The organism is Vitreimonas flagellata, assembly GCF_004634425.1.
Taxonomy (GTDB): Bacteria; Pseudomonadota; Alphaproteobacteria; order Caulobacterales; family Aquidulcibacteraceae; genus Vitreimonas; species Vitreimonas flagellata.
On the sequence record NZ_SBJL01000001.1, the window covers coordinates 781,224 to 800,403 of the forward strand.

28 protein-coding genes are annotated in these 19,180 nt (G+C 65.7%); all 28 read right to left on the reverse strand.

The window, feature by feature from the left end; genetic code table 11:
- Positions 1-3 precede the first annotated feature (3 nt).
- Positions 4-1,197: a hypothetical protein gene (locus EPJ54_RS03970; protein WP_135210361.1), complete on the reverse strand. Its 1,194-nt coding sequence runs from the start codon at positions 1,195-1,197 to the stop codon at positions 4-6.
- Positions 1,184-1,681 (reverse strand): GNAT family N-acetyltransferase, encoded by a 498-nt coding sequence (locus tag EPJ54_RS03975; RefSeq protein WP_135210362.1) that lies wholly within the window; start codon positions 1,679-1,681, stop codon positions 1,184-1,186. Before EPJ54_RS03975 ends, EPJ54_RS03970 begins: the two co-directional genes overlap by 14 nt.
- The gene (locus EPJ54_RS03980) at positions 1,678-3,261 is read right to left on the reverse strand and encodes a hypothetical protein (protein WP_135210363.1); all 1,584 of its coding nucleotides are present in this window, start codon (positions 3,259-3,261) and stop codon (positions 1,678-1,680) included. Before EPJ54_RS03980 ends, EPJ54_RS03975 begins: the two co-directional genes overlap by 4 nt.
- Positions 3,261-3,968 carry a phage adaptor protein gene (locus EPJ54_RS03985; RefSeq protein WP_135210364.1) on the reverse strand — a complete coding sequence of 236 codons (708 nt, stop codon included), beginning with the start codon at positions 3,966-3,968 and terminating at the stop codon, positions 3,261-3,263. Before EPJ54_RS03985 ends, EPJ54_RS03980 begins: the two co-directional genes overlap by 1 nt.
- Positions 3,965-4,813, reverse strand: a complete 849-nt coding sequence (locus tag EPJ54_RS03990; RefSeq protein ID WP_135210365.1) for a hypothetical protein — start codon at positions 4,811-4,813, stop codon at positions 3,965-3,967. The genes EPJ54_RS03985 and EPJ54_RS03990 overlap by 4 nt, the downstream gene beginning before the upstream one ends.
- A 14-nt stretch (positions 4,814-4,827) precedes the next feature.
- Positions 4,828-5,265 (reverse strand): hypothetical protein, encoded by a 438-nt coding sequence (locus EPJ54_RS03995; protein ID WP_135210366.1) that lies wholly within the window; start codon positions 5,263-5,265, stop codon positions 4,828-4,830.
- Between the two features lie 71 nt (positions 5,266-5,336).
- Complete coding sequence (locus EPJ54_RS04000; RefSeq protein WP_135210367.1) at positions 5,337-5,819, reverse strand: hypothetical protein; 483 nt, start codon at positions 5,817-5,819, stop codon at positions 5,337-5,339.
- Between the two features lie 107 nt (positions 5,820-5,926).
- On the reverse strand, positions 5,927-6,895 hold the full coding sequence (locus EPJ54_RS04005; RefSeq protein WP_135210368.1) for a phage major capsid protein: 969 nt from the start codon (positions 6,893-6,895) through the stop codon (positions 5,927-5,929).
- Between the two features lie 9 nt (positions 6,896-6,904).
- Complete coding sequence (locus EPJ54_RS04010) at positions 6,905-8,170, reverse strand: hypothetical protein (protein ID WP_135210369.1); 1,266 nt, start codon at positions 8,168-8,170, stop codon at positions 6,905-6,907.
- Entirely contained in the window at positions 8,157-8,513 is a 357-nt protein-coding gene (locus EPJ54_RS04015) for a hypothetical protein (RefSeq protein ID WP_135210370.1), read from the reverse strand. The genes EPJ54_RS04010 and EPJ54_RS04015 overlap by 14 nt, the downstream gene beginning before the upstream one ends.
- An 82-nt stretch (positions 8,514-8,595) precedes the next feature.
- Positions 8,596-8,982, reverse strand: a complete 387-nt coding sequence (locus EPJ54_RS04020) for a GapR family DNA-binding domain-containing protein (protein WP_167755569.1) — start codon at positions 8,980-8,982, stop codon at positions 8,596-8,598.
- 11 nt (positions 8,983-8,993) lie between these two features.
- On the reverse strand, positions 8,994-11,054 hold the full coding sequence (locus tag EPJ54_RS04025; RefSeq protein ID WP_135210372.1) for a flotillin family protein: 2,061 nt from the start codon (positions 11,052-11,054) through the stop codon (positions 8,994-8,996).
- Positions 11,023-12,633: a terminase large subunit domain-containing protein gene (locus EPJ54_RS04030; RefSeq protein WP_135210373.1), complete on the reverse strand. Its 1,611-nt coding sequence runs from the start codon at positions 12,631-12,633 to the stop codon at positions 11,023-11,025. Before EPJ54_RS04030 ends, EPJ54_RS04025 begins: the two co-directional genes overlap by 32 nt.
- A 3-nt stretch (positions 12,634-12,636) precedes the next feature.
- Positions 12,637-13,119 (reverse strand): hypothetical protein, encoded by a 483-nt coding sequence (locus EPJ54_RS04035; protein ID WP_135210374.1) that lies wholly within the window; start codon positions 13,117-13,119, stop codon positions 12,637-12,639.
- Positions 13,116-13,562, reverse strand: coding sequence for a hypothetical protein (locus EPJ54_RS04040; RefSeq protein WP_135210375.1), 447 nt, complete (start codon positions 13,560-13,562; stop codon positions 13,116-13,118). The genes EPJ54_RS04035 and EPJ54_RS04040 overlap by 4 nt, the downstream gene beginning before the upstream one ends.
- On the reverse strand, positions 13,559-13,960 hold the full coding sequence (locus tag EPJ54_RS04045) for a hypothetical protein (RefSeq protein WP_135210376.1): 402 nt from the start codon (positions 13,958-13,960) through the stop codon (positions 13,559-13,561). The genes EPJ54_RS04040 and EPJ54_RS04045 overlap by 4 nt, the downstream gene beginning before the upstream one ends.
- Positions 13,961-14,114: 154 nt before the next feature.
- Positions 14,115-14,360: a hypothetical protein gene (locus EPJ54_RS04050; RefSeq protein WP_135210377.1), complete on the reverse strand. Its 246-nt coding sequence runs from the start codon at positions 14,358-14,360 to the stop codon at positions 14,115-14,117.
- Positions 14,361-14,364: 4 nt separating this feature from the next.
- The gene (locus tag EPJ54_RS04055) at positions 14,365-14,649 is read right to left on the reverse strand and encodes a hypothetical protein (RefSeq protein WP_135210378.1); all 285 of its coding nucleotides are present in this window, start codon (positions 14,647-14,649) and stop codon (positions 14,365-14,367) included.
- On the reverse strand, positions 14,646-14,939 hold the full coding sequence (locus EPJ54_RS04060; protein ID WP_135210379.1) for a hypothetical protein: 294 nt from the start codon (positions 14,937-14,939) through the stop codon (positions 14,646-14,648). Before EPJ54_RS04060 ends, EPJ54_RS04055 begins: the two co-directional genes overlap by 4 nt.
- Positions 14,936-15,166 (reverse strand): hypothetical protein, encoded by a 231-nt coding sequence (locus EPJ54_RS04065; RefSeq protein WP_135210380.1) that lies wholly within the window; start codon positions 15,164-15,166, stop codon positions 14,936-14,938. The genes EPJ54_RS04060 and EPJ54_RS04065 overlap by 4 nt, the downstream gene beginning before the upstream one ends.
- Positions 15,166-15,843 (reverse strand): hypothetical protein, encoded by a 678-nt coding sequence (locus EPJ54_RS04070; RefSeq protein WP_135210381.1) that lies wholly within the window; start codon positions 15,841-15,843, stop codon positions 15,166-15,168. Before EPJ54_RS04070 ends, EPJ54_RS04065 begins: the two co-directional genes overlap by 1 nt.
- Positions 15,840-16,127 (reverse strand): helix-turn-helix domain-containing protein, encoded by a 288-nt coding sequence (locus EPJ54_RS04075; RefSeq protein ID WP_135210382.1) that lies wholly within the window; start codon positions 16,125-16,127, stop codon positions 15,840-15,842. Before EPJ54_RS04075 ends, EPJ54_RS04070 begins: the two co-directional genes overlap by 4 nt.
- Positions 16,127-16,594 carry a DUF1064 domain-containing protein gene (locus tag EPJ54_RS04080; protein ID WP_167755570.1) on the reverse strand — a complete coding sequence of 156 codons (468 nt, stop codon included), beginning with the start codon at positions 16,592-16,594 and terminating at the stop codon, positions 16,127-16,129. The genes EPJ54_RS04075 and EPJ54_RS04080 overlap by 1 nt, the downstream gene beginning before the upstream one ends.
- Positions 16,560-16,742 carry a hypothetical protein gene (locus tag EPJ54_RS04085; protein ID WP_135210384.1) on the reverse strand — a complete coding sequence of 61 codons (183 nt, stop codon included), beginning with the start codon at positions 16,740-16,742 and terminating at the stop codon, positions 16,560-16,562. The genes EPJ54_RS04080 and EPJ54_RS04085 overlap by 35 nt, the downstream gene beginning before the upstream one ends.
- Positions 16,735-17,223, reverse strand: coding sequence for a hypothetical protein (locus tag EPJ54_RS04090; protein WP_167755571.1), 489 nt, complete (start codon positions 17,221-17,223; stop codon positions 16,735-16,737). The genes EPJ54_RS04085 and EPJ54_RS04090 overlap by 8 nt, the downstream gene beginning before the upstream one ends.
- Entirely contained in the window at positions 17,189-18,292 is a 1,104-nt protein-coding gene (locus EPJ54_RS04095) for a helix-turn-helix domain-containing protein (RefSeq protein ID WP_135210386.1), read from the reverse strand. The genes EPJ54_RS04090 and EPJ54_RS04095 overlap by 35 nt, the downstream gene beginning before the upstream one ends.
- Complete coding sequence (locus EPJ54_RS04100; RefSeq protein WP_135210387.1) at positions 18,289-18,582, reverse strand: hypothetical protein; 294 nt, start codon at positions 18,580-18,582, stop codon at positions 18,289-18,291. Before EPJ54_RS04100 ends, EPJ54_RS04095 begins: the two co-directional genes overlap by 4 nt.
- Positions 18,582-19,175: a GcrA family cell cycle regulator gene (locus EPJ54_RS04105; protein WP_135210388.1), complete on the reverse strand. Its 594-nt coding sequence runs from the start codon at positions 19,173-19,175 to the stop codon at positions 18,582-18,584. Before EPJ54_RS04105 ends, EPJ54_RS04100 begins: the two co-directional genes overlap by 1 nt.
- Positions 19,176-19,180 lie beyond the last annotated feature (5 nt).

The window sequence follows — 19,180 nt, forward strand, 5'->3', positions numbered from 1 at the left end:
CGCTTAGCCTCCCCGCGAACCAAGCGCCGCGCCGCCGAGACTGAACAGCCCGCCGATGATCGCATTCCGGCCCGCCATCGCCTGATTGTAGTTGTTCGCGTTGGCGTCGTAGGCGAGGCGGTTCGCGCCCAGCACGTCGGTGTTGGCGACATTGCTCGACGCCGGCGTGCCCGGATTGATTGGCGTGAGCGGCGTGCCCGACATGATTGAGATGATCTCCGACAACGGCACCTGGCGGCGCGCGAGCTCGGTTGCGTAATCGCGCGCGTAATCGGCTTCGCCCTCGGCCGCGTTGACCTGGCGCTCGTTCAACAGCTCGGCCATCTGCGCGTTGCGCGACGCCATGCTCTGATCGAAGCCTGTTGTCAGGCGCGCCAGCTCGTCGGCGTTCTCGATCGACTCAAAGCCTGCGCCCGTTTCCATGCGCCGCAGCCAGTCGTCGCGCTCGGCCGCACTGAGGCCTGCGCCCGCCGCGAGCTCGTCGGCTTTCTGGCCGCGCGAAGCCAAGGCCGCGTCGCGCGCCGCCAAACGTGCGTTCGTGTACGCTTGTCCCTTCGCAACGTTAAAGCCCTCCATCTCGTCGTCGAACGCTTCACCACCAACCTGCAGGCCCTGGTTGGCCATGCGTGTGCGCAGCGATTCTTCGCCGCGATCGAACGCCTTATCGAGCGCGCCGCTTGCAAGGTTGAATTGATCCTCCTCGATCTGCTGGCCGAAATCGCCTAGCGCCTGGCTCGGGTCGAAGCGCGACAGATCGAGGTTGGCCGCACCGCTCGGATCGAAGCGTGACAGATCAAGCCCGCCGCCCGTGGGGTCAAATCGCGACGCGTCGAAGTCGCCACCGAGCGCTTCGGCCATGTCGAGCTGGCCACCCATGTCGGCGCGCGTCGAATAGCTCGACGGATTGAAGTTCGTGCCGAGGATGTCGCGCACACGGCCGATCTGCTCGCTCGACATCTCGTTGAGCGCGATGCCGGTTTGCTCCTGGCCCTCGCGCAGCTGGCGCTGCGGATCGCTCTCAGTGACCGTTTGTGTCCATTTATCGCCGACGTTCGAATATGTGACGTTGCCGTACGGTGTGATCTGGTTGACGCGGTTCAGCGCAGCCTCGGTGCGCGCGGTCTGCTCGTTCGACGCGGTCTGCGCTTGCGCGACCTTCGCCGGATCCGGCGCTTTCGGTGGATCAGGCTTGTCCAATGCATGCCCTCCTCTTTGCTCGGGCCGCGTAGTGATCGTCGGCGAACAGGCGCGAAATGATCGCGTCCTCGGTATCGAAATGACGCTCGAGCACGGCCTCTTTCACGAAGCCCAGGCCCCAGACGAATTTGAGCGCACGCAGATTGCTCGCCGGCGTCACGCTCCAAAGCTTGTCGATGTCGCAATCGAAAAACGCGTAATCGAACATCCAATCCCAAGCGTCGCGCGCGCGCATCCATCGCGGATCTTCGGCCACCGCCGACACCTGCATGGTGCGCCAGTGCGGGCGCCAATCGCTGAACACGACGACGCCGGCGAGCTTGCCGTCGATCGTGACGCCGACGGCCGTGGCGCTCTCTGGAAACTGCGCACCCCGCATGTTCGGGATTCGCGCCGCCGCCCAGGCCGTGAGCTCGGGTCCGAACACCAGATTGCGCGGGGGGATCGATGCGCGCAGGCCCGCCGTGCGCGCCAGCGCCCTCATACCGGACCGCCCAGGTTAAAGATCATGTCGAGCCCGTTGAGCGCAAACTTGCTCTGGCGCGACCTGGCGCGCAGCACGATCGAGATCGCATGCCCCACGGCTGAGATCGTGCGCCACTGGCGCGCGCCGAGCGATCGCCCGCCCCAACGCCCCTCGCCCCAACGGCCCTCGCCCCACACCAGGCCGTCGCTCAGCGTGGAGTCGGGCGCCGTCGGCACCGGCGGGGTGTCCGCATAGTCCGCGCGCGCCACCATTGAGATGGCAGCGCCCGTCTCTGTCGTGACGATCGGCCGGGCCTTGACCATCTGCTTGACCACGCCGCGCGAGCCGAGCGAGCTCCACGGCCATTGGATCTCGCCAATGATGTCCTCGCCGTTGTCGTCGTGGCCGCTGTCCAGCAGGTAGACGTCGCCGGCGATGCCGCCGCCATAGAGCTTGCCGTTGAACTCGCAGAGGCAGGCCATATTCCAGCCGGTGAAGCGGCCCCAGCAGCCGGTGATGCGATGGCGCACGAATTGCTGCGCACCCGTGGTCGAGAGCGGCCCATTGATCACTAGCAGATCGCCGCCCGGATAAACGCAGGCCTGCCAGATCGGGTTCGACGGATCGATCCGCGCGCGCTCACGCACCGGTGTCGAGATCCGCGCGGTGATGAACGGAAACGTCGCCGGATCCACATCGCCGGCTCCGGCCATCACCGCCAACAGTGACACCAGGCCGTTGCGCGTGAGAATGCCGACGTCGGCGCCCAGGTCCACGAACGGGCGCTTGCCGACGGGCTCACCCACCCACCAGCGCCCGACCTTGGTCCAATCGGTCGCGTCGCTCGGATCCGAGCCCGCATACACAGCGACCTCGCCCTCGCTGGTGAGAAAGGCCGTAAAATCCTCCATGCCGTCGCCGCCATCACGCGACACGCGCGTGCCGTCGACGAGCTCGCCGCCCTTCGAGAACACCGAGCCCAGCGGCAGCTTGGTGACGTCGCCGGCGATGCTCTCGATGTCGAGATAACCCGCCGTCAGCCCACCCAGCAGCACAAACAGCCGCTGCTTGGATTCCCATACGCAGGTGATGTCGGACGCGGTGTAGCCGACCGGCATATTCAGCGTCGGCGCCGACCAGGTCGTGCCGTTGAAATGCTGGGGCACGTCGACGGCCGAGTCGTTGCACACCCACAGGAACGGCAGCGTCGCCGGCGTCTGAAAATTCACCCAGCGATAAAAGTCCGAGCTCTGGCCCGTGAGGCTGGCCGCACCCACCGCGCCGGCGCTGGTGACGTCGTAGAGCGATCCATTGGACGCCGCGAACAGCTTCGACGCCGCGCCGCCGTTCCAAGGCATCAGCGTCTCGACCTGGTTGGCGATGCCGGTCACGTGCGCATCCATGCCGCGTCGCATCTCGAGCTCGACGCCGTGCGGGATCCAATTGTCGAACACGATCGCGCGCGTGGGCGGAAGCTCCGCCGCCGGCGTCTCGGTATCCCACCCTTCCGTCGGTGCGGGCCACGAGTCCGAGGCCGCCGTCCACACCGGCGCCTGGCGACGCCGCGGCCCGCGATTGCCCTTCAGCGCGATACGCATCAGAGGCTCCAGCTGCCGTCGGACAGGCCCGGCTCGGGCATCTCACTGTCGCCGCCAAAGCCGTGCAGCATGACGTTGTCGCTGCCCTCGACTTCGCTGGCGTTGTACTCGCTCTCGAGCCAAAGCTCGAAGCTCTTCAGCTCCTCGGCGTAATCGAGACCCTTCTTGGCCAGATAGCGCCAGCGCACGTCGCGCTTCAGCGTCTCGTCGCCCCACGGATACACGTCGGTGTCGCTCGCGAAGTTCTCGATCGGCGCGTCGGCCGCGTTACGCACCGGCGTGTTGGTGATGTAGTCGAACACCATGTTCACGCCGGCCGCCGGCGCTGGAAAGAGGTAAAGCGAGCCGCCGCGCACGCGGAAGAATTGCTCGCCGGCGGGCGTGACCAGGCCGGAATTGAGCCTGCGCCAATTTTCGGCCGACACTGGCCACACGCGCTGCTTGTCGTCGACGTTCCAGAATGTGCCCTTGATCACGCGATCGAAATCGTCCGGCATGCCCGTCGCCTGCAGCAGCGCGGCCGATGTCGTGAATTCGTGCGACGCCTCGATCTGCGGCCAGTACTTGCGCCGCTTCATCTCCTGCGCCGCCTCGCGCGCGATCGCGAACAGCAGCTGCTGCGATTCCTCGGCGTTGCCGACGATCGCATTAGTCGTGGGCAGCGAACTCAGCCGCTGCACATCCTGGAGCGCCGACAGAAGCGTCATTCAATGAAGTCCGGATCTTCATCGACGCCATCGTGCTCGGCGTCGCCACGTGAGGCCTGCACGTCGCTCTCGATGTCGCGATCTTCATCGACCGGACGCTTGGCCTTGGGCGCAGCGAACGGCTTCGACGTCGCGCGCGAGGCCGCGGCCGTCTGCTTCTTCTCGGGCTTTGGCGGCGGCGCTGGCTTTCTCACCACGGCTGCTGGGCTACCCTGTTTCAGCTCGGCGTTCTCGCGCCGCAGCTGAGCGTTTTCCTCGTTGAGCTCTTTCAGCCGCTGCTCGATGCGCTCGAGCTGGCCCGCAAGCTTGGTGACGCTCGCGGTGTCGGCCGCCTGCGTCAGATAGGCCTGCGCCTTCTTGCGGATCTCGCGGGCGTTCATGCCGAGCCCGGTGTTCGGCAGCGCGCCGTCCGGCAGCTCAGCCAATTGCTCGACGGTGTAGACGTTGACGTGCTTCAGGCTCTTGACCTGCACCACGTTCAGGATCGGCCAGGTCTCGAGCGGCGTGCCCGACGCTGCGAGCTCCTGCTTTTCCATGTAGGCCTTGAAGGCTTCAGCGATGCCGGCGCGCTGCAGCACGTTCTCGCGCACCTTGCGGCTCTTCTTCGGCTGCTGCGTCTTCTCATCGATCTCGCCGTCGTCTGGGAAGATGCGGGCGAGCTCGTAGCTCGCCTCGCTGTTCTTCTGGCCTGGCGCCTTGATGGTCACGACGATGACGCGATCGTAGATCGGCCGGCCGTTTTCCTCCGACCATTTTTTGTTTTCCGACGGCTCCTCGTGAAAGAAGCACACCGACTTGTCGGGCAGGACGTACGGCCGCTCGCCGTTCAATTCCATCTGCAGCATGTGCCAGGCCTCCCTTATTGCGCGCCGCTTTGATCGTCAGCCGCCGGCGCTGGCGTATCCGCCGGCGGTGCAGCCGCGGGCGGCGGAGCGCGCGAAGGACGCCCGACCGGGCGGGTGTGCTGCTCGTACGCCGCGCGTACGCTTTGATCGTCAGCCGCCGGCGCTGGCGTATCCGCCGGCGGTGCAGCCGCGGGCGGCGGAGCGCGCGAAGGACGCCCGACCGGGCGGGTGTGCTGCTCGTACGCCGCGCGTACGCGCTCGAGCGCTGGCCGCTCCACCCTCTCGCCATTGGCGCGGATGCGGACGATCTCGTGGCTCGCCACGGTGTCCTTGCCGTCGCTGTTGGGGCGGTGGGCCTTGATGTTGGCCGTGACCACCTTCTCTTTGCCGTCCACCGTTTCCGCGAACGAAACGCTCGCGCCGTCGGGCAGCTTGTAAAACTTCGTTTCCATGTTGCTTCAGCTCCAACGCAGCACGCCCGCCATCTCTGACGGGCGTGCGTGCTGCTTCGGTGTGGTGACGCTTACGCGCCGTCGAAGGCGATGATCACCTGCGCGTTGTCGATGAACATCGGCGCAGCCGCCGCACCGCCGCCGCCGACGGCCGTCGTGAGACGGATGCCGGTGATGGCGTGTTGCGAGGCGTCGGCGTCATCGAGGTGGCCGGTGGTGCCGCTCGTGTAGAGCTGCACGTCAGCGGCGCACGAGGTCAGCGCGTTCACGCTGCCCACGCCTTTGGTGAGAATGTAGCCGTAATCGTTGTCAGCGAATGCGACCTGCGCAACGCCAACGCGGCGCCCGCCATAGTCCTCAGCCGCGGCCTTCGTGATCGCGAAGGCCTCGCCCGCTTCGTCCACCACCACGGCGTCGTAAATCGTGATCGCGCCGTTGGCGTGAACCTTCATGTACTGATAGCCGTTGTAGTGCGTGTAGATCGTGCCGAGCGCGATGCCGTCTTCGTCAGTCGTCGGCGTCTCGGTTACTTTCGGGCCCAACAAATGGGTCATGGGGATGCTCTCCCGATCATAGTTTGAAGGTTGGAGCGGGGGCCGGGGGTTGCACCCGACGCGCCAGGGTCATGCACTCCCCAACGCCACTACGCCCCGCGCCGGGTTTAGAGGATCGCGACGCCCTGCAGCGAGCGGTTGGCCGTGCCCATGTTGCAGGCGATCATCATGATCTGCACGTCAGCATCTTGGTTCATGCTGGCGCGCGTCCCACCGACGATCTCGATGTCGCGATCTTCGTGCACGTAGAAGTGCTGGTACTCGAAGTTCTGCGCGTACATCGTATTTGCCGGGCAATTCCCGCCCTGGCCGCCGTCGAGATAGAACGGCGAGCCGTGGAACTCGAGCGACACCCAGCCTGCATTGACCTTCTTGTCGCTCTCGCTCGTCAGACGCTGAATTTCCAACATCGAGTTCGAGTAAAGCTCGTACCAGTTGTTGTCGCTGAAATAGCAATCCGGCGACTCGTTGTTGCGCGTGCACAGAATGCGCATGTGGTTCATCGCCTGCTTGACGTTGTCCTTGGTCACCGTGGCGCCAAGGTAGGTCGAGGCGTCGAAGTACTGGTTTTGCCAGAACGTGTTCGACGCGGCGATGCCGCCGATCGTGCCCGAGCTCGGCGAGGTCGAAGTCAGCAGCTGCAGGCCGCCGATCTCCTTGCCCGCATTGCCCGTGCCGTCGGAATAGACGGCCGCACCCATGCCGTTGGTGAAGCCGCGCTCGGCGTTCTTCACTTTCGACGTGGCCAGCTTGATCAAGCCCGCCTCGCCGCTGTTCTTCACACGCTCTTCGCCGGTCATGACGATCGGCAGCGCGCCGAACTTCCAATCGAACACAGCGCCGTCGATGAAGTCGAACGGCGTCGTGTTGAGCACTTCCGTGCCCGAGTACCATTGGAGCGAGCCGACTGCGTACTCGAGGGGCACCAGGATGTCGCGACCGGAGTCGAACTTCATGTTCCCGCGCTTACGCAGCTGGTTATAGAACGCGATGTTGTCGCTGACGTTGTCGTACGTCTTCTTCAGCCGGCGGCGGAGCGTCGTCGCCACCAGCTGGCCCACATTAATTGCGGCCATGACTGTCCTCTATTGCTGGAGCTCGGCGAGCGAGGCGCGAACGTCCTCGTCCACCGAAATGCCGTTGGTTTTGCTCTTGCCGTCACCACCGCCCGCAAGGGGCGAAGTGCGGCGGGGGCTAACGCCGGCAGCCCTGGCGCGATCTCCTGCAGCCTTGCGCTGAGCTTGTTGCGTGCGCTGGCTGAGAGTCGGGTGTAGCTGGCAGGCCTTTTCGAACGCCTCCTCGAACGTGCGCGCCATCGGTGGATCGGACGTGAGGCAAGAACGCATCAAGCGCTTCACCTCTGGGTCGATCACCATGGCGCCCGTCGCGGGGTCGTTGACGAAAGCTGCAGGCACTTTGGTCTGCATGCTCCGTTCGAATTGCTGGTATTGCGCAGCGAGCTCGGCCTTCCGGGCCGCGCGCGCGCTTTCTTGTTGCTGCTTGGTGTGGCCCTCGAGCTGCTCGAGGCGCGTACGTAGTTGCGTGATCTCTTGGTTCGCCGGCGGTGCGCCGCCCCCACCGGGTTGCGGCGCCGGCATGCCCTTCACGAGCTCGTGCAGCGGCACGCCGTAATATTGCTCGGCCAGCCATTGCAACGGCTTCAGCGACGGCTTTTCGTTGCCGCTGTCGGTGTGCAGCCATTCCTCGACCTTCACCAGATTGGTGACGAAACCCTGCACCGATTGCGATGCGCCGCTCTCCTTCAGGTGCGCCGAGACGCTCGCGAGCGCCTCCTCAACCGGCGCCCAGGCCTTCGCCACCGTCACCGCCGGCTGATAGGCCTTCATGAACGCGCTCTCGCGCTGATAAAGCTGCTCGAGCAGCCAAGGCTGCAGCGTCGCTTCCGCGCCCGCCGGCGGCTTCAGCCAGCCCGGGCGCCAATTGTCCGGCATGCGGCCAGGCTGACGCGCTTGCGGATCCTGCTGCTGCTGCGGGTTCGGTTGTTGCTGCTGGCGCTGGGGATCCTGCTGCTGCGCGTTCGGCTTCGGCTGCTGCTGTTGTTGATCGCCTTGCCCGCGCTGTTGTTTGGCGAAGCGGCCGGACTCATCACGCACGCGATCGCGCTGCTGCTGATCGGCGCGCGCCTGGTCGCCCTGCCCGTCATCACCGGCCAGGATGTCGTCCATGGCGCCGCGAACATCGTCGTCGATCGACGTCTGATCATCGACCTCGTCGTCGTTGCCGCCACCGCCTCCAGCGCCGTCGCCGGCGTCCGTGAAGGCAAAGCACTGGCCCATATACGCGGGCAATGCGGCGATGCTGTTCAGCAGGTCGAGTTTACGCAGCTTCATCGGCTGTCATGCCCTTCTGTTCCATAAATTGCACGGTCTCGGCGACGTCGCGCTCGAGCTCGCGTGTGTTTGAGTAGATGTGCTCGCGCGGCTTATCCTGCGGGCGCTCGTCGCCCACTTCGATCAGGCCGTGATCGCGTGTCGCCTGACGAAAACGACGCTTGCTGTCGAAGCGTGTAAGCGCGCCATGGTGGAAAACGCCGTTGATGCCGCCAAGCTGGTCGCGGATGACGTGCGGCGCCGGTAGATCCGAGCGCGGCCACGGCTCATCGCGACAATTGCTGGGCACGCGGCCGACCTGGTGCAGATCGCCGCAATGCTTGCAGAGCTTAAAGCGCGCCATCAAAGCCAGCCCACCGCCGCCAGAAACAGCACCCACACGGCAAGGCCCAGCACCATGCCAATCAGCACACCGCAGCCGGACTTCAATTGAAGCCCCCACCGCGACCACGCTGCGGCGTGTCGTCCTCGATCTCGTATTCCTCGTCGTCCTCGAGCGCGTCGGCGAACTTGTCGCCGCCCGAGGCCTCCCAGTACTTCTCGAAATGCAGCTGCGCCTCATCGAGCGCGCCGGCGGTTTGCTTGCGGCGTAGACGGCGCTTTTTCAGCACGTCGTTGATGCGCTTCTTCGAGAAGCCGTCGGCCTCGGCCGCGTTCAACGCCTCTTTCACCTGCGTGCCGAGCTCGGCTTGCTGCAGCTTCAGCGCATCGATCGTGTCGATGTGGCGCTTCAGCTTCTGCTTGTCGGCCTTCGTGAACTTGTGCGGATCCTTCGCCGTCGGCGGCCCGCGGCCTTCCTTCTCGTCGCTCATGTGCATGCTCCCTACGCGATCGCTTCAGCCATCTCGTCACGCTCGGCCGCCTCGGCCATGCCGTTGACGCGGTCCATGCGGAGCTCCGCCAAGCGAAACTGCGTATCGACCTGGAATTCCTGCTGCTCCTGCTGACGATCGGCGGCGCGCTCGGCGCGCTCGGCTTTGCGATCCTCCGCGTCCAGCATCAGCTCGGCCTGGTCGCGCTTGGCCTTGCGCTCCACCTCGGCCATCTTCGGATCCGGCGGCGGGCCCTGTTTGGCCATCTGCTCGCGACGCTGCTCTGCAGCTTTGCCTGCAGCTTCGACGGCCTGCTCGATCGTTTCCTCGATCTGATCGGCCTCCTTGAAGCCGCGCACGCCGAGCATCATCATCTCGCCGGCGAGCTTTGCGCCCTCAGCGCCCTGCTGCACGAGCGGCACGAGCTCCTTCAGCATCGCGCCCATGCCCTGCAGGAATTGCGTTCGCCACTGGCGCTCGGCCATCTCGTCAGGCTCGAGCGTGGAGTCGGGCTCGACCTTGATCGAGAAATTGCGCCGCATGTCCTGCTTCAACATCTGGCCGACCTGGGCCAGCAGCATCTGCGGGTTCATGCCCTTGGGCACATACTTGGCGAGCACTTCCTGATCGATGCCGGCCATCTCGAGCAGCGTCTCGAACTGAAACACCTCGGCCATGATCTCGGCCTTGATGTTGAAGATCTCGCCGGCGAAGCGCTGCACGTCGTTCTGCTGACGACGCACGCGGCCCGAGCCCCAGCGCGCTTTAATTTTCTGCGCGCCCAGCGTCTCGTTCGGGTCGGACGCGCCGCGCATGACGTCGGCGATGCCCGACATCTCGTACATGTTGTTCTTGGCGATCGTCAGCGCGTTGTAGAGCTCGCGCAGCACCTCGATCACCTTCTCGACCGGATACCACTCGATCTGCCCTTTCGTGCCGCCGCTTTCACCGTGCATCGCCCAATCGTCGACGGCGATCATCTCGCCCTCGCCGGTTTTGAGCAGCTTGCCGATGTCCTTGTTCTCGCGGGCGTAGAGGCCGGCGACTTTGAGCGCGCGCTGCATCTTGGCGATGCGGCCCGTCAGCTCGTTCATCTCGAGCGCCTGGTCCTGATACTGCAGGTAGTCAGGCTGCGGCAGCGTCGATTCCGACGTCGTCGATCCCGTCAACGGCCGCGGCGTCGGGAAGAAGTCGCGCAAGCGATAAGGCGCGGGCCTCTTCTCGATGATCGCGTTCTGGCCCGAGCCAGGCGCCAGGAACAGCACCTGGCCCTCGTCGCGATCCCAGATCTCCCACACCACAGCGCGCGGCTCGCGTGACGCCGGGCCCGAGCCCGACGTGTCGTCGCGCATCTGGCGCTCGCGCTTGTTGTCCATCACCACGTTGGTGAAGGCCTCGCCAAACCGCTGCTTGCCCTTCTTCTTCGTGAAGTAGTGCCGGCGCGCCTTCCACCAGACCTCGTCCTCGGTGCGCGCTACGTTGGTCAGGTAATCGTCCCAACGCACGTAATCGGTGATCGAGCGCTCGTACTCCAGCGCCTGGAACGTGATCGGCTCGCCCTTCTCGTCGACGGCCGGCTGGCCGTCCGCGCCGATCTCCTGCTCGTCGTAGAGCGTCGGCTCGTAGATCTCCCAAACCACGCCCCAGCCTGGCAGCAGGCGATCGCGCACCGCTTGCTCGAGCGTGTGGTGAAAGTCCTGCTCGCTGCAGCTCACCTGCAGGCAGCGCTCCATCAGCATCGATGCGAGGCGGCCGACCGGATCGCGCTGGCGCCAACGCCGTGCGGCCACCGGCTTCGGCGTCTGCATGTAGACCGCCGGCAACAGCGTCTGCACGTTCGACCACAAGACGTTCATCTTGCGCTCGCGCGTCTTCTTCTTGCCGCCCGCGCCGCCTTCCTCGTTGGCGTGATACGCGCGCTCGACCTTGCGGCCACGCTCGACCCAGCTCTCGCGCTCCTTCAGCGCATGCTCGACCTCAGCACACCACCAGCGCGCCTCTCCGCCGGCCTCGTCACGCGAGGACTCATCCTCGGTGGCGTCAGATTCGATCGTCGTCGTCGTCTCGGCCATCGAGCTCCGCCAGAATGTCGTCCAAAGTGAGCGAGCTCGTTTCGCCGACGGCCAACTGGCCCGCGAGCTGCTCGACTGGAATTTCCTTCACCCACGGCCGGCTCATGCAGGCGTAGCGACAATCGTCGCCGGCGTGATCTTCGCCGTCGGTGTCGAGATCTTCCGCATTGTTCGGATCGTGCTGCAGCGCAGGCACGGTGCGGATGAAGTCGATGCAGGTCTCGAACACGATCAGCATCGGGTGCTCGTCATCGACACCATCGATGCGATTGCGCATCTGATCCCAACCGCCCATCGCGCCACGACGCGCCACGCGGGTGTTGTCGGCACGCCTGAACGACACGCCCTTGCCATGCATGGTCTTGGCGATCGACGGCCCTGTCACACGTCGAAAGATCGACGGGTCGGCCACCGAGTAGGCGATCTGCTCGCCCTCGCTTCTGGCGACGATGCCAGGCACCCACGAACCATCTTCGTCGCGAAAGCCGCTGCAGACCTGCTCGGCCGTGCGCTCGATGCCGCGATTAGCTTCGCCTTCCTTGACGCCGTACCACTCGCGATAGCGCACCAGGCCGCCGCGCGGGATCACCAAGCGTCGCCCACTCACGCTCTCAAACGCGGTGTCCTCGCTCGCCACCGCCCACCAGCCGCACGAGAACGGCGTCGCGTAACCCCAGTCGAAACTGCGAAAGCGAAGCCAGTGCTCCGGGATCTTGAACGGCCGCGCGACGTTGCGCTCTGTCTTCCAGCGCGAGAAGAACGCGCCTTCGATGATGTTCCAATCGCCGAGCAGCCAGGCGCGCACCAGCTGCTCTGAGCCCGACATGTAGAGGCCGGCGACATAACCCGGGTCGCTCTGCAGCAGCTTTGGATTGTCGTCGAGCCGCGCAGGGATGAACACCTGCGAGCGCGAGACCTTTTCCTTCGTGAACGGATTGGTGAACTCGTAGGTCACCACCCGCCAAGCGCCCTTGTCGATGTAGCGCTGCTTCACCCACGAGTGCCCGGGCCCACCCGGATTGCACGTCGCGCGAAAGCCCACCGGCACGCCGTACTTCGATCGAAGCGTGGCCTTGAGCTTGTCCACGGGCTTCGGATCCGGGAACTGCGTCAGCTCCTCGACGTACACCCGCGTGTATTGGTGGCCCTGGTAATTCTTCGCGTGCTCGTCGCGATCGAGATACCGAAACCTGAGGATCGCACCCGACGGGAATCGGAAGTGCGTGCCCTTTTCTTTCCACTTCGCGCCCAGCGGCTCGAACAGCAGCTTGGCTTCCTCGATCGTGTCTTCGAGGTCGACCTGGTGGCGGCGGATGAAGAGCCCGCGGGCCTTCGCTCCGTACCTGCCCTCGTGCTCGAGCCAATCGAGCAGCGAGCCGAACGTCTTGCCGCCACCGCGCGCGCCACCGTAGCAGACGTCGAAGTGCGGACACAGCACGTAGGCGGCCTGTGGGCCCGCCTGCGGCGCGATGATCTCAACGGGCCTATCGCCGCCGTACGCGACCTTCCTGCGCTCTCCTGGCCGCCCACGCGGCTGCGGCAGGCCTGGCGCTGGGCGGGGCGCGGGCTTCAGCCGCACGCGCTAGCTCGCCTTCGGGGGCGCCGCCTGCGGGTATTGCTTGGCCCACTCCTCAGCCGTCAGCGGCGCGCTCGAGTACACCCGATGCACGTGGTCGTGCTCGTTGTCGCTCTGGTCGACCCAATTGCCCGAGATCTTGGCCAGCCGCTCGATCGTCATGCTGGCCGCGTTGAAAGCCTTGTTCGCGAGCGCCTGGCGCAGCACCTCTTTGCCCTGCTTCAGCAGCCAATCGAGGTCGACGCCGTGCTCCTCGGCCGCGTGCTGGCGCACCATGTCCTGCAGCTCGGCGAGACGCGCGGCGACACTAGCATTCCCTAGCAAGCGCGCCACGGACGCGTCGGCGGCCTCGGGCGTCTTGGTCTTGGGGTAGGCCGCCATGTAGGCGTCGCGGTGCGTGTGGCCGTGCGCGATCGCCTGCACCACCGCTTCGTGGCGCGCGTTCTTCAGCGCGCCGTCGTCATGCTGCGGCTTGTGGATTGTGCTCACGGCTCACCCGACCGCAGCCGCTCGAGCGCGTCGACGTTGTTTTGCTGGTCGCGGGCCATCGAGCCCGCCGCCACGCCGCTCACCGTGGCCTCAGTGCCGATGCGCAGCCAAACTAGGCCACCCATCAGCGTCAACACGACGCCCAGCACAAAGCCCGAAAAACCGAACATCCACCCGGCCTTATGGAAGCCATGGGCGTGGGCCGCGCGCTCGCGGTGGACGATATCTGCATTGAGGCGCTGCAATTCGTCCACCCGCTGCGCGTCGATAGCTTCCAGCGACTTGCGCACCGCCAGGCGCTCGGCCTTCGCGCCCTTCTCGCAACCACGATCGTGCGCCTCGCGAAGCGCAGCCTCGAGCGCTGTGGATTTCAGCGTCACCACCTCGCCGTGCTGGCCGGCCTTGGGGTGTTGAACCGCCGGCAGCTGGGCCGGTTCGGTCACGGCGTGCGGTCCCCGGCCTGGCGATGCACGCGCGCCTCAGGATCCCACACTACGCCGTCAGCGACTTGCTCGGGTTCGCTGACCACCAGGCCGATATAGCGGCCCGTGGCGCCTTGCTGCTCCGCGAAAACGCCGCCGACCTCGACGGCCGCCGCCTGCTCGGGCGAGGCCTCGTCCTCTGGCAGCCGCGTGTACTGGCGTTTGCGCTCGATCTCGGCCTCGACCAAGGCGTCGAGGTTGCTCTTTTCCACGCGCTCACGCTCCTCGGCGGTAGCGACGGCGCGATTGAGCCTTTCCAGGCCCTCGTCGCGCTCCTTGCGCCGCGCCTCGGTTTGCGTCCGCGCACGCAGCCAGACCTCACGCTGCGCCTGCAGCGTGTCGACTTCGATATTTCCCATGTGGAAAAACCCCTGGTGGACTCGGCCCCACGCTGCCGACCTGGGGGCCGGGCTACGCGATTGGGTTGGGCGGGGGGACTTCACGCAGCCAGGGTGGGCGCGCGGGGCCGAACTGATTTTGGGCGCACTTGAGTACGCTAGTGACCCGGGTAGCTTATTCGCTTGGAACGTCAACCGGTGCGATCGAGCCGAGCTTGGCGCCCACGCCGCGCACGAACCGCCGGCCCCGGTAATCGGGCAGCCGCACCACCGCAAACACGTTCCCCTTGGGGTCCATGAAGCGGATCCACAGCTGCCCGTCACCATCGACGCTCGCGCCGACGTCGGCGGCCAGAAAGATCGGGTCGCCATTGGCGCCCGTGATCAGATCCACCGATTGGACGTCGACGCGCGTCATCATTGGGTTACGGCAGCGCGGCGCGAACGCCGGCGTCCTTCGCTTCCAACAGCTTGCGGAGCGCAACAGTGCGCTCCGCATTGCGCGGCGTGGTGTCGATGATGTGCCGAGCCAAGGCGCAGAACGGTTGCGACTTGGCCTGCAGAACCGGCGGAAGGTGCGAGTAGTGGAAAAACCGGAGTATCGGATCCGAGGCTACTTCATCCGGATTGAATTCCTGCGGGGCTGGGTGAATGGCCCGCTGCGCATCCTCGCCCGCTAAATGCGATTGGTTCTCTGTTGTTTCGTTCATTGCATCGCTCCTGGTGGCGTAGTGACCTTCACTGAAAACCCGGGAAGGCCTGGCGGGGGCTCGGGGCCGTTCTGAGGTTTGATCGCCGCGCGGAGCTCGAGCGCGTCAACGCTCGTCGCTGCGCCGTAGGCGTTCGAACCCATCGGCAGCCCTAGAAATTGAAACGGCTCGCCGCATGCGACGCACTTGATTGCGATCTCAGCCGTGTAGTGCGTGATCGGGCCACCCTCGACTTGCGAGAGTCGCCCTACGCCGACTTGCGCACGGAACTCCGGGTGCTCGCACGTCATTGCTTGGTCTCGAGCGTGAGCATCTTGCCCGGCATCTCGATCAGCGTTTTCGGTCGCGCTGCAGCGCTCGCGCGCGCCGCCTTAATCAACAGCTCGGCGAACCCGAGCGCCTCGTGCCAGTGCAGGTCGAATTGCGTCAGCCTGGTGTTGAATTCGACCTGCACGCGATCGCCGTCGAATTTCACCTGCAGAGCCACACCTGGCTCTGTCGGTTCTTTGGGTTGCATCACATCGCCTCCGCTAAAACATCCACTTGCCATTTGCGCTGCTCGTACGCTGGCTCACGTCGCCGGCGCCGCGCATTCCAAGCTCCCTCGTTCACGCGCTCGAGCGCTTTGAGCAGCACTTTGCTCACGTTCGAATTGTCGATGCGAAAACGGGTTGCGATCGCGCGAAGCGTCAGATCCTCGACCAGCCAGGCGCGCAGCATGCCGACGTCGCGCGCGCCGGCGGCGGCCTCTGCAGAGCGCAGTCGATCGAGCGCATCCTCGCGCCTGGCCTGCGGCGCGCGCGTTGAAACACCGCCGCCCGACGGCATCAGCGCAAAGCACTCGCTCATGCCGCGGCGTAGGCGCTCCAGGCGCAGGCCTCCCGATGGCGGCAACAGCGCCAGGAAGTCCTGCTCGATACAGCGCGCCACGCGATAGAGATCGTCCTGGCCGCGCAGAAAGCCGCGCCGGAATGCACGCTCGCAGCCGTCGAGCACGCGCGTGCGGCGCACCTTCTCGTTCGCATCGTCAGCCATCAGCTCGATCGTGCGCGGGGCCAGAGGCTGCTCGAGCGCCACCACCTTAGCCGGCTTCACAGCGATCGCGCCTGCGCGCTTGGCGCGCGCCTGGTCGATCCGCTTGCGCGGCGGCGGTCGAACGACATCGACCTCGATGGTGTGCTTGGTGACCTTCATGCGCCTGGCGCCGGGCTCCGTGGCTGCTTGGCTTCGATCTCGCCCAGCGCGTAGAGCACGCTGGTGTGGTCGCGATTGAAGAGCGCGCCGATCTTCGGCGTCGACCAGCCGCGCATGCGCAGCACGCGAAACGCCGCCCACCTGGCGCGCACGATGTGACGCCGGCGGCTCGCGCTCTTCATCTCTTCGAGCGAGACGCCGAACTCACGCTCGATCGCGCGCAGCGCCTGGCGTGCGCTGTCGTTGTTGGCGATCACGCGTGGGTGTGCATTTTCCGGAGCCATCAGCGCCTCCTCGATCGTTTAGTTTCGGTGATGTCGAAGCCGTAATTGGCGCGGAACATGCGCCGCTTGAACCGATAGGTTTCCTTGGCTGCCGTGGGCTCGCCCTTGAAGTCCTCGACCACAGGAAACCAGTCGCCGCGACTGTTGCGCCGCTCGTAGGTGTAATCGGCCTTGTAGTGACCGACCTCCTCACCACCGACGGCGTACATCGAGAACGCGATCAGCGGGATCGCCACCTGCGTCTTGATGTTGCGCACGTCGCCGGCGCGCTCCTCGAGCTTGAGCTCGCTGTAGCGCGCGGCCTCGCCCTTGGAGTCGAACCAGATGCCGTCGACCTTCACGCGCTTTGCGCCGAACTTGTTTCGCTTGGGCGAGACGCCGGCGATGATCTCGGCGCGCGAGACCGCTCGCCGCGCGATCGTGTGCGTTGACTTAGACACGGCGCTCACCTCGCCAGTCGTGACCAAGGCGATCCTTAATCACGAGCTCGCTGCGCAGCTTGTCGAGAAACGCCGAAAAGTCGGGGCGTGAGCTGCGGTGCGTTTCCTCGAGCGTGTCGATAAACGCGCGCTGCAGCGCTTCACGCAGATCGTCGGTGATGACTTCCTTAGCCATCGACCGCCTCCTGATCTTCGGTGCGTTGCGGCCAAGAGCCGTCGCGGAAGCGCTGCGCGAGCTCGTCCGACATTTCGATGGTGACGGGCGGCACGATCACGATGCCCGAGCCTCGGCCAAGTCGTGCGCGCAGCGTCGCCAGATCGTCTGCAGAGACGTAGTCGCGCGCGACCTGGTCGGGCCCGCGCAGCAGCTCCTGGGCGCGTGCGTTGAGCGAGCGACGCGCGTTGTAGATCGGCTCGCCCAGCGCTTTCAGCTCACCAGGTACGCTCGGCGCGAACGGGCGATCCTCGGCGCACCATTGGGTGACGGCCGCCTGCAGCACGTCGACCGGCCAATGGCCGATCACCGCGAGCCACATCTGCTTGTCCATAAGCGAGAACGCCGGCGAGTCCGGACGGCCGCGATAGCGCGACATCAGAAACTCGACCCAGGTCGCCACCGCCTCACGAGCCGCCGGCCGCAGTGCGTCTTGGATCATTGGCAAATAGATCCGCACCGCCTCCCGCTCCTGGTTCGTCGCGATCCCCTCCTTGGCCAGATCCAGGAACGACGTCATGCTCAGCCGCGCTAAGCACAGCGCTCCAGGATGCGCGTCGATTTCGGGTAAGGGCCGACTCACGCTCGGCAGCATTGAGCGGGCGGAAATTGTCAGCTGTTGCTGCATTGAGCGTCTCCGGTGCATCGGTGAGCGAAGCTGCGGCTTTTTCGGCCGCGAACTCGCGCATCGCTTTGGTGAAAAAATTCCAGGTCGTGATGTCGTCGGCTTGTGGGTTGCGGCGATCGCGGACCTCGAGCACGTGGCAGATCACCAGCGCGATCTCCTCGATCGAGAGCTCAAGGCGCTGAAACGCGGCCACCCACGCCGTCGTCGTGACGAGGCCCGGCGCCTTGGTCGGATCGAGCTTCGGGTGGTTGACCAGCGCGACAAGCTCGCCGGCCGCGCCCTTCAACCCACCGGCCGATCCACGCGGTCGCGGGAACGAGGAGGAGTCTGGTGGTTCAATGAAGGATTCTGCAGCCGCAACAGGTGCGGCCCCCCGGGCCGCAGCACGTGCGGCCCCCTCCGCCGCAACTTCGCCCCCCGCCGCAATTGTGCGGTCCGTTTCGTCGTCGCCAGCAGCCGCACTTTTGCGGCCCCCCTCGCGGGGTGCATCTTCTTGCTCTGGCAACGTGCGGCGGGCCGCAGAATTGCGGCGGGGTCGTTCCACATCACCGGCCGCAGAAGTGCGGCTGGTGTCGGCCTCACATTGCGCGCACGCGCGCTGGCCCTTGATGTGCAGGTAGTACGCGTTTGAAAGCGTCGTGACGTTGCCGTTGGCGCTCACCCGATTGCGCGGCGCGCGGCACATCATGCCTGCCTCGATCAGCTCGTTGGCGCGTCGATCGACGGTGTCGACGCTTTTCTCGATCCGCTCGGCCAAGCGACCGCGCGACGGCCAGCACACGCCGTTCTCGTCGGCATAGTCCGACAACACGTGCAGCAGCCGCGCGCAGCCGTCGCTCAGTCCGCGTTGCCGGAACGCCCAGTGCATGGCCTCGATGCTCAAGCGACGGCCCCCAGCGCCGCCTGGCTGCGCTTGGGTGCAGCCCGCACCTCGATGTCGAACCAGCCCGGCCTGCCCTCTGCCGCGCGCGTGGTGGCCAACCCGTGGCCGGTACGCACGACGCGCAGCACCTCGGCCGTCGGATACGTCGGGCCCTTGCCCGGTAGCCGGCCGCGCTCTTCAAAATGGTGGCCCGTGAACCAGAGCACGGCGCCACCGTCGAGCACTTCCATGATCGTCTTGCGCGTCTCGAGGTGCGCCTTTCGGGTGGTGCGGGTCAGCGGTTTGCGCATCACAACGCCTCCCGCAGATCGATTGTGCCGACGCCGAAAGCGCCGCGGCGCTGACGCTGGCGATCCCGCGCCTCGAGCAATTTGCGCACGCCGGCGACGCTGGCGTCGACCTGCGGCTTGCTCGCCTTCTCGTAAACCAGCTTGCGGTGCTCGGCGCAGTAGACCTGCGTTCCATCGGTCGCACGGCCGCAGAACGCAAAATCAGCGTCGCAACGCGGGTCTCCGATGCCGAATTTGCACTCGCCTATGTAGCGGAGCGTGAGCGCGCTGCGTGGCGCGCCATCGATCTCGATCGGCCGCAGCGCACGTACGCGTGCGAGCTCTTCGCCAGGTGAAAGCTTCGCCGGCTTTGGATTGACGCGTGGCGCTTTCATCACCACCGCGCGCGTCGCGCGTTTTGGCCGAGCGCCACCATTGGCTCGCCCGCCGACGCGCGCAACGCGGGCGCCAAGCCCCAACCGATGCACCTTGCCGATCACGGCGTTGCGCGTGACGCCTCCGAGCGCCCTCGCTATCTCGCCGCTAGAGAGGCCTTCGCTCCACAATTTGCCAAGCGTTGCGATGCGTTCTGCTGTCCAGCCAATTTCTGACATTCCAA